Here is a 14,013-nt window from a genome sequence, read left to right as displayed (position 1 = left end):
CGCCCAAAGAGGTCTTCATGAAACATCGCTATCTGACAGCCTTGGCCGGACTGATGCTTGCAGCCGTGCAGGCCACCGCACAAACCCAGCCGGAACCTGCCGCGGTCGTTCCGGCTACGCCGGCAGCCGCGCCAGCCGAGGCATCGGCCCCAACCGCTTCTGTACCCTTGCCCCCACCTCCACTCGCCCCCGGGCAGGCCGGCTTTCTGAAAACCCTGCGCGGTGATGTCAAGCTGCTGGAGGCCGGCGGCGCAGCGCGGCCGGCAAAGGCCGGAGACCCTGTATTGCCCGCCGGCCGCATCGTCACCGGCGCCGACTCCGCCGCCAGCCTGGTACTGCGCGACGGCACCACGGTGGTGGTGGGCCCGGCTTCGCAACTGGACATCAAGGGTTTCAGCTTTGATGCCACCACCCAAGAGGGCGGCCTGCTGCTTTCCCTGCTGCAGGGTTCGCTGCGCATGATGAGCGGCCTGGTGGGCAAAGCCCACCCCGAGACCGTGCGCATCGAGACCAAGACCGCTTTCATCGGCATTCGCGGCACCGACTTCATCGTCCAGGCGGACCCACAGCCATGAGAATCCATTTCCCCCTTCTCTCCGCCATTCTCCTGAGCACGCTGCTGGCGGCTTGTTCCACCGGCACCCGTGTTGTGCTGCTGCCGCAGGAAGACGGAACGCCGTCTGCCGTGGTGGTGCGCGCCCGCGAAGGCAGCGGCGGCGAAGCCGTGCTGTCTGCGCCTTTCCAGCGTGCCACGGCAGCGCTGGGTGCGACCGGTGTCCCCAAGGTGGACCAGGCCGATCCGGCCAAGGTGCGCGCCGATAACGCCGCGTTGTTCGACATGGCGCCGCCCAGGGGCAAGCGCTACACCGTGTACTTTGATGCGGGCGGCACGGTGCTGACGGCCGAGTCGCAGAAAATCATGGAAGACGTGCTCGCCGATGCGCTGGCCCGAAGCGGCGGCGACATCGTGATCACCGGCCATACCGACACCGTGGGCGCCGGCGCCAGCAACGACGTGCTGTCGGCCCAGCGGGCGCAGCAGGTGCGCCAGATATTGATCGACCGCCAGTTTCCGGCGGAGCGCATCGAAGCGGCGGGCCGGGGCGAGCGCGACCTGGCGGTGCCTACCGCTGACGAAGTGGAAGAACCGCGCAATCGGCGCGTGGCCATCGAGGTTCGCTAGGGAAATCGCCAGAATTCAAGTGAAATTACCCTGCAGCCCAATAGGAACGAGCGCAAGCAGCTATTAAAACTGTAGCGCTCGGTCGCCGTCCGCGGGTTTGCGGAAAGCGCCCCGTGCCGAAGTTCAGGCCAGCGTGACCCTGGCAAACTTGCGTTTGCCCACCTGCACCACATACGTTCCGGTGTCCAGCTTGAGCGCCTTGTCGCTCACCACGCTGGAGTCAATCCGCACGCCGCCGCCCTCAATAAGGCGCGTGGCTTCGCTGCCCGAGGGCGCGAGGCCGGCCGCCTTGAGCAGCGCACCAATGCCCATCGGTGCGCCTGACAGCGACACCTCGGGAATCTCGTCGGGCACGCCGCCCTTGCTGCGGTTGATGAAGTCCTGCTCGGCGGCATCGGCCGCAGCGGCCGAGTGAAAGCGCGCGGTGATTTCCTTGGCCAGCGCCACCTTGGCGTCCTTGGGGTTGCGCCCGCTATCCACTTCGGCCTTCAACGCCGCGATGTCGGCTTCACTCTTGAACGACAGCAGCGTGTACCACTTCCACATCAGCACGTCGGAGATCGACAGCACCTTGGCGAACATGGTGTTGGCGTCCTCGCTGATGCCGATGTAGTTGTTCTTGCTCTTGGACATCTTCTCGATGCCGTCCAGGCCCTCGAGCAGCGGCATGGTCAAAATGCACTGCGGCTCCTGGCCGTATTCCTGCTGCAGGTGCCGGCCCATCAGCAGGTTGAATTTCTGGTCGGTGCCGCCGAGCTCGAGGTCGCTCCTGAGCGCGACCGAGTCGTAGCCCTGCATCAGTGGGTACAGAAACTCGTGCACGCTGATGGGCGTGCCGGCCTTGAAACGGTCGTTGAAGTCGTTGCGCTCCATCATGCGGGCCACGGTGTAGTGCGAAGCCAGCTTGATCATGCCGGTGGCGCCCAGCGGTTCGCTCCACTCGCTGTTGTAGCGAAGCTCGGTTTTGGCGGGGTCCAGGATCTTGTCGGCCTGCGCCCGGTAAGTTTCGGCATTGACCTTGATCTGCTCGGGCGTGAGCGGGGGCCGTGTGGTGTTGCGCCCGGACGGGTCGCCGATCAGGCTGGTGAAGTCGCCTATAAGAAAAATGACTGTATGGCCCAGATCCTGGAGCTGACGCATTTTGTTCAGTACCACGGTATGTCCGACATGAATGTCAGGCGCCGTGGGGTCCAGCCCCAGTTTGATGCGCAGCGGGACGCCCGTGGCCTCCGATTTGGCCAGTTTTTGTATCCAATCGTTTTCCGGGATCAGCTCATCGCAGCCGCGCAGGGACACGGCCAAGGCCTCCCTGACGCGGTCGGTGACGGGGAATTTTGTAACAAGCTCTTGATTCATAAGGGTTTTTCACATGTCGGGGAATTGTCCGACAGATATACTGGCGGCTCTCCTGCAGCGGCGGAGCCATTTTAGTTGGCCTGCAATTTGCTGATCAGGAAACTCATAACCGGATGGCTCCGGCCCCACCCCTGCATCCAGGGCTGGCCGCCAAAGCTCTCCACCTTTTATACAGCAGTCCGGTGCTCGCGCAGCGCCCGATGCACTTTTGTTGGGAATACTGCTTTGCCACTGCCATCTCCCTCCCAGATACTGCTGCCCATCGCCGACAGCCTCCGTCGCCATCCCAAACGGGTCACCGCCAGCCTTGCAGCGCTGCTGCTGGGCACAGGCGTCACCGCATTCGGCGTTGCGCCCCTGGCACCCGATGCGGCCAACCTGCCGGTCCGCCAGATACTCGAAGCGGTCGAGCCTTTGCCCACGCAGATACAGACCGATTCCCTCACCGATTTCCGTTTCAAGCTGTTCCGCACCGAAAGCACCCGCAGCAGCGATACCGCCGACACCCTGCTCAAGCGCCTGAACATCGACGACAGCGCCGCTGCCGCCTTTTTGCGCAGCGACGCCAATGCGCGCCTGCTGCTGTCGGGCCGGGCCGGAAAGAACGTAACCGCTGAAGCCAGCGACAGCCAGCAACTGCTCAAGCTCAGCATGCGCTGGCCCACTGACGACGAAACGATGTTCAAGCGCCTGGTGGTCGAGCGCGGCGCTGCCGGCTTCAGCTCGCGCATTGAAACCGCCCCGTATGTGGCTACTGCGCGCTTGTCCAGCGGCAGCATCCAGACCTCGCTGTTCGCCGCTACCGACGACGCCCGCATCCCCGATGGCGTGGCGGTGCAGATCGCCGAAATTTTCTCCAGTGATATCGATTTCCGCCGCGCACTGCGCAAGGGCGACCGCTTCAACGTGGTCTATGAAAGCCTGGAAGCCGACGGCGAGCCGCTGCGCACCGGTCGCGTGCTGTCGGCCGAGTTTGTCAACGCCGGCAAGGCCTACCAGGCCATGTGGTTCCAGCCTCCGGGCGTGGACGCCGCGGGTGCTGCCAACAGGGGCGGCTACTACACCCTCGACGGCCAGAGCCTGCGCCGCGCCTACCTGAGCTCGCCCGTCGAGTTCTCGCGTATCAGCAGCGGCTTTTCGATGCGTTTTCACCCCATCCTGCAAAAATGGCGCGCCCACCTGGGCACCGACTTCGCAGCGGCTACGGGAACACCTGCACGTACCGTCGGCGATGGCGTGGTGGAGTTTTCGGGTGTCCAAAACGGTTACGGCAACGTGGTGTTCGTTCGCCACCGCAACGGTCATGAAACTGTTTATGCCCACCTGAGCAAAATCATGGTGCAGCGCGGCCAGAACGTCAGCCAGGGCCAGACCATCGGTCTCGTCGGCTCCACCGGCTGGGCCACCGGCCCACACCTGCATTTCGAGTTCCGTGTCAACGGCGTGCACCAGGACCCGATGATGATCGCCAAGCAAAGCGAGACCATCCCCGTCGCTGCGGCCTCCATGCCGCTGTTCAGGGAGCGTGCAGCCGGCGTGAAGACGCAGTTGCTCGCGGCTGCGACGATCACCCAAACCCGGGCTGAATAAATGGCCCCCACGGTCGCTCACTTCGTGTAGCTTCCTGCCCCCCGAGGGGGGCCGCTGCGCCTGCGGCCCGGCAAAGCCGGTTCCGCGGCCCCTGCTGGTAGGGAACTTACTGCGGCAGAATAGTCAGAATGCTTGATCTCTACATTGGCCTGATGTCAGGCACCTCGCTTGACGGCGCCGACGGCGTCCTGGTGGCGTTTGAGGGCGACAAGCCGCGCGTGCTCGCCGCCGCGACCGAGCCATTCAGCGATGCCTTTCACGCCGAACTTCTGGCGCTCAATACACCCACCCACAACGAACTGCACCGCGCCGCCCTCGCCGGCAACCAGGTCGCTGCGGTCTATGCCAAGGTCGTCGCCGCGCTGCTGACCCAGGCGGCAACCCAGGATATCTCGCCGCTAGACATCAAAGCCATAGGCGCGCACGGCCAGACCGTGCGGCACCAGCCGCAAAGAACGTCAAACGAGCCTGCCGGCGCGGGCTATACGCAGCAGCTCAACAACCCGGCCCTGCTGGCAGAGCTCACGGGCATCACCGTCGCGGCCGATTTCCGCAGTCGCGACGTGGCCGCGGGCGGACAAGGCGCGCCGCTGGTGCCGGCTTTTCACCAGGGTGTCTTCGGCCGTGAAGACACCGCAGTGTGCGTGCTCAACCTGGGCGGTATTTCCAACCTCAGTGTGCTGCCGAAAGCGGCGGCCTCGCCGGTGCTGGGATTTGACTGCGGGCCGGGCAATGCGCTGATGGATGCCTGGTGCCGGCAGCATACCGGCCAGCCCTATGACGCCGGCGGCGCCTGGGCGGCCAGCGGCAAGCCGCTGCCCGCATTGCTGGACAGCCTGCTGGCCGAGCCCTATTTTTCGCAGCCGATTCCCAAGAGCACGGGCCGCGACCTGTTCAGTCTGGACTGGCTGGCAAGCAAGCTCCAGCCCTTTGCCGGCGAGCGGCCTGAGGACATCCAGAACACCCTGACCGAGTTCACCGCCAGGGCCTGCATCTTGGGCGTCGATGGTTACGGCAAAGGCAGCGAGTCGCTGATCGTCTGCGGCGGCGGCGCTTTCAACAACCACCTGCTGGCGCGCCTGCAGGCCGGCCTGCCCTCGCTGCACGTCAGCACTTCCGACCAGCACGGCCTGCCGCCGTTGCAGGTAGAAGCGGCGGCGTTTGCGTGGCTGGCGCGGCAGCTGGTGCTGGGTCGACCGGGCAATCTGCCCAGCGTGACGGGCGCGCGCGGCCTTCGCGTTCTCGGCGCGGTCTATCCTGCCTGAGGCCTAAGGTAAGTCCTTGTAAGGCTCGGGCTGCGCCGCATCGCGCGGCCCCACAGTGCTCAACCTTGCTTTCAGTGACTGCGGCCGCCCCGTCAGGATGGCCGCGTAGTTGGTGGTGTTGGACAGCACTTTTTTCACGTAGTCGCGCGTCTCGCTGAAAGGAATGCTTTCGGCCCAGATCGCCGCGTCCAGCACCGGGCCGTTGCGCCAGGTGCGCGGACGGCCGGGCCCGGCGTTGTAGGCTGCCGCGGCCATGGGCATGGAGCCGTTGAAGTCATCCAGTGCGAACTTGAGGTAGGCCGTGCCGATCGCGATGTTGGTGTCGCGGTCGTTGAGCTGCTCTTGCGTGAAACCTTCCAGACCGATTTTTTTGGCCGTCCAGCGTGCCGTCGCCGGCATGACCTGCATCAGGCCGGAAGCGCCCACGCCGGAGCGGGCATCCATGATGAAGCGGCTTTCCTGGCGGATCAGGCCATACACATAGGCCGGGTCCAGATTGATGGACTGGCTGCGTTTGGTCACCGTTTCGCGAAACGGCATCGGGAAGCGCTGTTCGAAGTCGATCTCGCCCTTGGTGCGCTCACTGGTGTTGATGCAGCGGTCCCAGATCTGCCGGTCGCAGGCGAACTGGGCGGCCGCCAGCAGGTCGCGGTCAGCCATGCCGCCGCGCTTGTGCAGGTTGGTGCTGTAGTTCCATTCGCGCGTTCCTTCGGGGCGCAGGCCAATGGCGATGGCATAAGCGGCGCGGTTCAAGCCCGGGTTCAGCCGTGCAGTTTCTTTTTCCTCGGCCGTCAGCGGCGCTGGCCTGGCTGGCACCGTGATTTTCTGGTCCAGCTCTTCCAGCGCGAGCTGCTCGTAAAAACCACGGGTCGACGCAAAGGACTGCAGCAAGGCCAGGGCCTCGGCCCGTTGCGGCGCAATGGTGATGCCGGTGCTGATGGTTTGCGTCACGCCGGGTGTGGTCGCGACGACGATCGGGCCTTTGGGCGCCACGTCCGGCGGCGCGGTTGCCAGCAGCGCACGCGCTTTCCAGTAGCTCCAGGTGGGGTCCTTGCGCGCGTCGTCGCTCATGGCGTTGACGGCTGCCAGCACCAGCGTCCAGTTGGGCTGGGTGCCCGCGCGCAATGCCGCCCGGACTTTCCAGCCCAGCATGTCGTCGGTAAGGTCGGTGTCCTTGGTGACCTTGGCAAAGTATTGCAGTGCGTCACCGGCCGGTGTGGCGCCCAGGCGTGTGGCGGCCTGCCTGCCGATCACGCCCCAGACCCAGTTGCGCTCTTCCGTGTTCAGCTGCATGCCCCATTTGTTTTCCATCTGGGATGCCGCTCCGTCCGTGTCGCTGATCGCCATCTTGATCAGCGCCAGCGTGACGATTTCGCGCCGCGCCTTGCTGAGCGCGAGGTGTTTGCCCGCCAGGAACCTGATGGGGCTGGCGTTCAGTTCATTGACCATGCCAACGGCATCGGGGGCAACGATCTGCACGGCGCCTGTCGCTGCCCGGGGCCGGTTGGCTTCAGTGGCCAGGCGGGCCTTGATCCACGCGTCCTGCGGTGTGAGGTTTTTGGTGCCGACCAGCCGCTCGGCGGCCGAGTTGCAACCGTCGTCTGCCTCGCGTTGTGCGTACCAGTTCTTCTTCACCTCGTCGGCCAGGCGCGCATCAGCCGCCGGATTTTTGAGGTGTTCAACCAGCAGCGCGTAGCAACGCACCTCCTTGTCGTCGTTCATCCGATAGCTGGGGTATTCAGCGGCAAAGCCGGCCCAGTCGCGGCGCTGGCCCAGCAGCAGCAGCCAGTCGTTGCGCAGGCGGTCTTCCTGGTAGGTGCCGGCGTAGCGGCCGAAAAAGTCCTGCACCTCTTGTGCACTGGCTTCGCCCAGGCGCAGCTTGAGTTCCCAATATGCGGCCCAAGGCTCCAGCGCGTGGCCCCGGGCCTGTGGCAGCAGTTGCGCCAGCCGGCCCCTGTCGCCGCGTTTGAAAGCCTTGCTCATCTCCACAATCACGTTGTCAGCTGCGCTGGCGCTTGCGGGAAGGGTGGTTTGGGCGGTTGCAGGGACGAGCAGCGTCAGGGAGGCAATTGCGGAAAAAATGGCAGGCAGGGCGGCCGCACGTACCGGGCCGTTAAGAAATTTGTATAGCATCGGGACATTATGGACAAATTAAGCACACGCAAGGCGCTGGTGGAAGCGCGACTGAACATGCCTGACCGCCTGGTGCGGGCTGACCTGCTGCAGCGTGTGATGCGCATCTGGCTGGTAGGTTCCACGCACGAGGTGATTGGCGCGTATTGGCCCATCAAGGGCGAGTTCGATCCGCTGCCTGCGCTGTACCGCTGGCAGGAAGATGCCATTTTGAGCCAGGACTCGTCATCAAATCCGGCGCTGGACCAAGTGGAACGTGCGCAACTAGCTACTGAAAGCATAGCAGCGCGATCGCCGCGCAAGATCGGTCTGCCGGTGGTCAACAAGCTGCACAAGACATTGACTTTCCATGCCTGGTACCCGGGCTGCCCCATGGAAGAAGACGCCTACGGCATTCCGAAACCAAAAGATACAGAGGTGATTATTCCCACTCTGCTATTCGTGCCCTGCGTAGGTTACGGGCCCGGGGGCTATCGGCTGGGCTATGGCGGGGGCTTTTACGACCGCACGCTGGCCACGCTGCAACCACGGCCTTTCACAGTGGGCCTGGGCTATACCCAGGGCTGGCTGCCCGACATGGAGCCCGAGCCGCACGACATTCCGCTCGATGCCATCCTGAACGACAAGGGCGTGGTCTGGCCGGTGTGACCGTCAGGCGCCCGACAGCCTCCCGGCTTCGCGGGTGAGAAGGGCCGGTATATTAGCCACTCGAGCAAAGCGGTTAATGACTAAAAAAACAGGGAGCGGAGCATGGCAGGCAGTGGAGAAGACAGCAATACGGTCAGCAGCAGGATCAGGAAGGACCTGCTGAAAGTTCTGGCCCTCGCGCTGGTGACGCTGTTTCTGGTTCCGGGTTCAACCCTGTTGTTTGCCAGGCATGCACAGCAGCAACTCGACCGCACCATCATCCAGTCGATAGAGCGGCAGGTCGACCAGGACTCGAGCATGTCCGCCGAAAGCAAGGCGCAAACCAAGAAGTTTTACCGTGACAACCCGGTCTCCCGTATATGCGCCGACGCCAACGCCGACCTCGTGCAGGACAGGGACATGTTCTGCGAGCCGTTCTCCGAAGTCTGGCAGTTTTACGCAGCGCATGTCATCGCCAAATGGACGATTGCCGGCGGTGTGGCCATCTTGCTGGTGGAACTACTGCTGGGCGCCGTGGCTTTCTGGAACCGGAAGGCCCAATACCTGAGTTTTGTGACCGGCTGGCGCCTGCTGAGCCTGGCCAGCGCGGCGCAAATGCTGGTGCAGGGCACCATGCTTGTCTGGCTGTCCTTTTGGGTGACGGCATTCTTCTTTCACGTGTATTACATCAAGCTGATCGCGCTGATCGGCTTTGTGGTGGCTGTCGCGGTGTTCTTTGCCATTGCCGGACTGCTGCGGCGCCCCGCCATGGGAAATACCATTGACGGGGAACTGGTCAGCGATGGCGACGCGCCGGGCCTGTGGGCCAACACCCGCGCCCTGGCCGCACGCCTGAAGACCGCACCGCCCAAACAGATCGTGGCGGGCATCGACACCAATTTTTTTGTCACCGAAGCGCCGCTCACCGTGGCCGGCCAGGCGCTCACCGGCCGCACGCTGTTTGTCAGCCTTCCGCTGCTGCGGCTGCTGGATCGCGCCCAGGCCGATGCCGTGCTGGGCCATGAGCTCGCGCATTTTCGCGGTGGCGATGCCGCCAGCAGCGCCCGGCTTGGGCCCAAGCTTGTGCAGTACGACCACTACCTCGGCCTGATGCGTGGCGGCGGCCTGACGGTGGCGGTCTATCACCTGATGTACCTGTACCGGGTGATCTTTGAGTTCGCGCTGATGCGTGACAGCCGCGAGCGCGAATTCAAGGCCGACCGCGCCGCCGCGAAGCTGGTTTCGCCGCAGGCCATTGTGGAATCGCTGATCAAGATTACCGCCTACGCGAGCTACCGGTCGGAAATCGAGCGTGAACTGTTCGAGCACGACCGGCAGCACGGCCAGCAACTCGGCATTGCGCAGTTTGTGGCCTCGGGCCTGGCACCCTACGCCGCCTCTACCAAATTCGTGAAGGCCATGGGAACAGCCAGCGTGCCTCATCCGTTTGATTCGCATCCGGCCATGCTGGATCGCATGAAAAACGTGCGTCACCTGGTCAAGCCCGACGCCTTCGGCGCCATCGTGACTGATCCACCATCGCGCAACTGGGCTGACGACATACAGACCGCGCCGCAGATTGAGCAACGACTGTGGTCGGCCTACGAGCAGGGTTTTGCCGCTGACCATGAACGTACCCTCGCTTACCGCTATGGGCCGGACAATGACATGGAGCAGGCGCTGGTGCTGCGCTACTTTCCTCCTGTGCTGTTTCAGCTCAAGGGCACTCTCTCTGTCGGTGTGACATACAGCGGCCTGCAGCTGCCCGGCAAGCCCGATGAACTCTCGTGGGATGACATCCAGAACCTTGGCTATGAAAATGGTTTTGGCGGCGATGTCCTCACGGTTACCTTGACTGAAAAAGGCCTGTTGGGGGCCAAGACGACCAAGGTAAAGCTGCCCGGCATCAGTGCGCAGCGTGAGCAGTTCAAAGAGGTGCTGGGGACTTACCGGCACCGGCATGAGGTGATGCGCGAGCAGTTGGCGGGGTAGGTTTTATCGGCGGCGGGTCTTGCTCCAGCTACGTGCTCTTAGCTGAGGGTTGCTGGCCGGGGGTTGCCCGGCATGCAACTCACTTTCTTTTGCTTCGCCAAAAGAAAGTAAGCAAAGAAAAGGCGACCCTGGTTCCTGCGTCCCTACGCTTCGCTGCGGGCAACCTGCGGTGCTCGGTCCAGCCGGGGTCAAAAACAACTCGCTTCGCTCAAACAAGTTTTTGCCCTGATCCGTCTGGTCCTCCGCTCCTCGGCGCATCCACAAGGGGTGGGGGAAGGAATGCAGAACAGCCAACAACCGAATACCTGAAGAAACAAGGACACGCCATGGCGTGTCCTTGTTGGTATTGGAGTTGGTATTTGTCTTCGGTCCCCGCTTCCGTCAGCCCCTTCTGTCTGCGCCGAGGAGCGCAGGTTCAGGCGGATCAGGGATCGCGATTGTCTGAGCCGAAGGCGAGTTCGAGCGAGACCCCGCCTGGACCGAGCACCGCAGGCTGCCCGTAGCGCAGCGAAGGGACGCAGACAGCAGGGTCGCCTTTTCTTTGGTGACTTTCTTTTGGCGAAGCAAAAGAAAGTTACTTGCCGCCGGGCAACCCCCGGCCAGCAACCCTCAGCAAAAAGCGCAACGGCAGAACAAGCCAAGCCTCAACCCTTGGGCTTGTAAGCCACAACATCAATCTCCACCCGCGCATCCACCATCAACCGCGCCTCAGTCGTCGAGCGGGCCGGCTTCTTCTCACCGAAATAGCCCATGTAGATGCGGTTGAAGCTGCCGAAGTCACGCGCATCCTGCAGCCATACCGTGCTCTTGCAGACGTCGTCCAGCGTGCAACCGGCCAGGGCCAGCACCGCCTGCAGGTTCTTCATCACCTGGTGGGTCTGCACCTCAATTCCGCCGGTCACGATCTCGCCGTTTTCATTGGCCGGCACCTGGCCGGAGACATAGATGAAGTCACCGGCGCGTACAGCGGGTGAGAACGGGCGTGGCTGGCGGTCGGAGGCCAGCGGAGGATTTCCGAAATGTTCCAGAGGCATGAAGAACTCCTTTTTTCCAGTCTCTTTTGTAGCAAATTATGAAATATATTTTCATGAATATGTGCAAATACTCGGGTTTATCCTGAAAATGATCGTCTTCAGGTCAATTAATCTTCACTTTTGAAATTTAACTTCAATCAGGAGTTGTCATGATCCGTGGAATTCGCATGCACCGCCGCACTGCCCTGTCTTCCCTGTTGGCCCTGGGTGCGGCCGGCGCCGGCTTCGGTCCGGCCGCCGCGCAGACGGGCAAGTCAGCCCTGAACCTGGCCATGGTGGCTGAGCCGCCGACACTGGACATCCAGTCGACCCCGGCCGACCTGGTCTGCATCATCATGCAGCACGTCTACGAGCCGCTGTTCACCTTCGACGCCAAGGCGGCCTTGGTGCCCATGCTGGCCGAGGCGATGCCCAAGATCTCGGCGGACGGCAAGCTCTACAGCATCGCACTGCGCAAGGGCGTGATGCTGCACAGCGGGCGCGAGCTTCATGCCGACGATGTGGTGGCCAGCCTGAAACGCTGGATGGAAGTCTCGCCGCGTGGCAAGTCGGTGGCGGTGCAGGTGGCCGACCTGTCGGCCAAGGGCCCGCACGGTGTGGAGATCAGCCTGAAGAACGCCTATGCGCCGTTGCTCTCGCAACTGGCCATGGCGTCGGGCATGGCAGCCATCATGGCCAAGGAATCGCTGGCCCAGCCGCTGCGCGAATACGTGGGCACCGGGCCCTACAAGTTCAAGGAGCGCAAGCCCGACCAGTATGTGCTGCTCACCCGCTTCGACGGCTACACCGCGCGCAATGAGGCTGCCAGCGGCTACGGCGGCAAGCGGGTGGCCGTGGTGGAGGAGCTGCGCTTCGTACCGGTGCCCAATGCCAACACGCGGGTGGAGGGTGCGCTGGCCGGCCAGTTCCATTATGCCGATCTGCTGCCGATTGAGGCGCTGCCGCGGCTGGAAAAAGCCGGCGGCAAGGTCGTGCCCATCATGACGCCCTCTTTTGGCTTTCCTTACCTGGTGTTCAATACCAAGGAAGGCTCGCTGGCACGGCAGCCTGTACGCAAGGCGGTGCAGACCGCGCTGGGCGAAGGCGAGATGCTGGCTGCGGGCTTTGGCGACACGCGCTTTTTCATCGCCGAAGGCAACCATTTTCCCAAAGGCACCCCTTTCTATTCCACCGCCGGCACCGCAGCGTATAACGAACGCGATGCCAAGAAGGCCAAGAGCCAGGCCGAGCAGGCCGGCTACAAGGGTGAGCCGGTGCGCATCCTGACCAGCCGGCAGTACGACTTTCACTACAACATGGCATTGATCATGGCCGAGCAGCTCAAGCGCGCCGGCTTCAAGGCCGAGCTCAACGTGGTCGAGTGGGCAACGCTGCTGCAGCGCCGCGCCGACCCCAAGCTGTGGGACATCTACATCACCCATTCGGGCCTGTTCCCCGAACCCATGCTTTCGCCGCCGCAACTGGGCGACGGCGCGCCGGGCTGGTGGAGCTCGCCCGCCAAGGCCGAGGCGCTGGCCGCGCTGAACCAGGAGCCGAACCCTGCCAAGCGCGGTGCGTTGTGGGGCAAGGTGCAGCAGGTGGTGTATGACGAGGTGCCTTACATCCAGGTCGGAAAATTTGCCAGTCTGTCAGCGCGCGCACCGGCGCTGCAGGGCTATACGCCCTATACCTACCCGTTCTTCTGGAATACCAGTCTAAAGAATTGAGCCCCCACGCTTGTCGCTTCGCGTACTGCGCTGCCCCCCGAGGGGGCCGCCCGCCAGCGGCCCGGCAAAGCCGGTTCCGCGGCTTGACCGGCTTTTATTTCGCTTCATTTCGACGAGCGCAATGATGCCGACGTGGGGCGCCTTCGAATGGTTAAAAGATTCACATCATTGAATAGAGCAATGTCATGACACGGTACCTCCTGTCCCGGCTGGGCGGCATGCTGGTGGTCATGGCCATCGTGGCGGTGCTGGTTTTCATTCTCACGCGCGCCGCGCCGGGCGACCCGATCGCCGTGCTGCTGGGCGACCAGGCTACAGCCGAGGACATCGCGCGCGTGCAGAAGGTCTATGGCCTGGACAAGCCCCTGCCAGTGCAGTTCGGCCTGTGGGTCCGTGAGCTGGCGCGCGGTAACCTGGGCGAATCGATCTTTCTGCAGCGCCCGGTGACCCAGGCGCTGTGGGAGCGGGCCGAGCCCACGACCCTGCTCTCACTGATGGCGATTGTCATTGCAGCGCTGATCGGCGTGCCCTGCGGCATCGTTTCGGCCGTGTATCGCGGCAGGGCCGTCGACCAGGCCTTCACCGGTTTTGCCATGCTGGGCGCCAGCATCCCCAGCTTCTGGTTCGGCCTGGTGCTGATGCAGATCTTCGCGGTCTCGCTGGGCTGGTTTCCGGTTTCGGGCTATGGCGAGCCGGGCGCCTCACTGGCGGCCCGCATCCACTGCCTGGTGCTGCCGGCCACGGTGCTGGGCGTGCTCAATTCGGCGCTGATCATCCGCTTCACCCGCGCCTCCATGCTGGATGTGCTGGGCGAGGACTACGTGCGCACTGCCCGGGCCAAGGGGCTTTCGGAAAACGTGGTGGTGCTCAAGCATGCGCTGCGCAATGCGTTGGTGCCCATCGTCACCGTGCTCGGCCTGACAGTGGCGCTGATGATCGGTGGCGCGGTGGTCACCGAGACGGTGTTCGGATTGCCCGGCGTGGGCAACCTGGTGGTGAGCGCGGTGATCCGGCGCGACTACCCGGTGATCCAGGGTGCGCTGCTGGTGGTGGCCGCGATCTACGTGGTCATCAACTTTGCGATCGACCTGCTCTATACCGTGGTCGACCCACGCGTGAAGTACTGA

Annotated in this window: 11 protein-coding genes; 8 read left to right on the top strand and 3 right to left on the bottom strand. The window is 63.5% G+C overall.

Going from position 1 to position 14,013, the window contains the following annotated elements:
* Positions 1-17 precede the first annotated feature (17 nt).
* Positions 18-575 carry a FecR family protein gene (locus AC1D1J_RS10730; protein ID WP_477694670.1) on the top strand — a complete coding sequence of 186 codons (558 nt, stop codon included), beginning with the start codon at positions 18-20 and terminating at the stop codon, positions 573-575.
* The gene (locus AC1D1J_RS10725; RefSeq protein WP_477688516.1) at positions 572-1,183 is read left to right on the top strand and encodes an OmpA family protein; all 612 of its coding nucleotides are present in this window, start codon (positions 572-574) and stop codon (positions 1,181-1,183) included. The genes AC1D1J_RS10730 and AC1D1J_RS10725 overlap by 4 nt, the downstream gene beginning before the upstream one ends.
* 123 nt (positions 1,184-1,306) lie before the next feature.
* Here AC1D1J_RS10725 and tyrS read toward each other — a convergent pair whose 3' ends face one another.
* On the bottom strand, positions 1,307-2,539 hold the full coding sequence (tyrS, locus tag AC1D1J_RS10720) for a tyrosine--tRNA ligase (RefSeq protein WP_477688515.1): 1,233 nt from the start codon (positions 2,537-2,539) through the stop codon (positions 1,307-1,309).
* A 225-nt stretch (positions 2,540-2,764) separates the two neighbouring features.
* Between tyrS and AC1D1J_RS10715 the strand changes: the two genes are divergently transcribed.
* Complete coding sequence (locus AC1D1J_RS10715; RefSeq protein ID WP_477694669.1) at positions 2,765-4,129, top strand: peptidoglycan DD-metalloendopeptidase family protein; 1,365 nt, start codon at positions 2,765-2,767, stop codon at positions 4,127-4,129.
* Between the two features lie 128 nt (positions 4,130-4,257).
* Positions 4,258-5,394, top strand: a complete 1,137-nt coding sequence (locus AC1D1J_RS10710; protein ID WP_477694668.1) for an anhydro-N-acetylmuramic acid kinase — start codon at positions 4,258-4,260, stop codon at positions 5,392-5,394.
* 3 nt (positions 5,395-5,397) lie between these two features.
* On the opposite strand, the gene AC1D1J_RS10705 is transcribed toward AC1D1J_RS10710, so the two are convergent.
* Positions 5,398-7,527, bottom strand: a complete 2,130-nt coding sequence (locus AC1D1J_RS10705; RefSeq protein ID WP_477694667.1) for a lytic transglycosylase domain-containing protein — start codon at positions 7,525-7,527, stop codon at positions 5,398-5,400.
* Between the two features lie 9 nt (positions 7,528-7,536).
* Here AC1D1J_RS10705 and AC1D1J_RS10700 point away from each other — a divergent pair, with 9 nt between their 5' ends.
* Positions 7,537-8,175 (top strand): 5-formyltetrahydrofolate cyclo-ligase, encoded by a 639-nt coding sequence (locus AC1D1J_RS10700; RefSeq protein ID WP_457282464.1) that lies wholly within the window; start codon positions 7,537-7,539, stop codon positions 8,173-8,175.
* A 102-nt stretch (positions 8,176-8,277) separates the two neighbouring features.
* Positions 8,278-10,146 (top strand): M48 family metallopeptidase, encoded by a 1,869-nt coding sequence (locus AC1D1J_RS10695; protein ID WP_477694666.1) that lies wholly within the window; start codon positions 8,278-8,280, stop codon positions 10,144-10,146.
* Between the two features lie 644 nt (positions 10,147-10,790).
* Here the strand turns inward: AC1D1J_RS10695 and AC1D1J_RS10690 are convergent.
* Complete coding sequence (locus tag AC1D1J_RS10690) at positions 10,791-11,180, bottom strand: RidA family protein (protein ID WP_477694665.1); 390 nt, start codon at positions 11,178-11,180, stop codon at positions 10,791-10,793.
* Positions 11,181-11,329: 149 nt separating this feature from the next.
* Here AC1D1J_RS10690 and AC1D1J_RS10685 point away from each other — a divergent pair, with 149 nt between their 5' ends.
* Complete coding sequence (locus tag AC1D1J_RS10685; RefSeq protein WP_477694664.1) at positions 11,330-12,886, top strand: ABC transporter substrate-binding protein; 1,557 nt, start codon at positions 11,330-11,332, stop codon at positions 12,884-12,886.
* Positions 12,887-13,071: 185 nt separating this feature from the next.
* Entirely contained in the window at positions 13,072-14,013 is a 942-nt protein-coding gene (locus tag AC1D1J_RS10680) for an ABC transporter permease (protein ID WP_477694663.1), read from the top strand.

This window comes from Polaromonas sp. P1_F8 (genome assembly GCF_056405635.1).
Note: the sequence above shows the minus strand (reverse complement) of the source record. Positions and strands in the feature narration are given on the sequence as shown.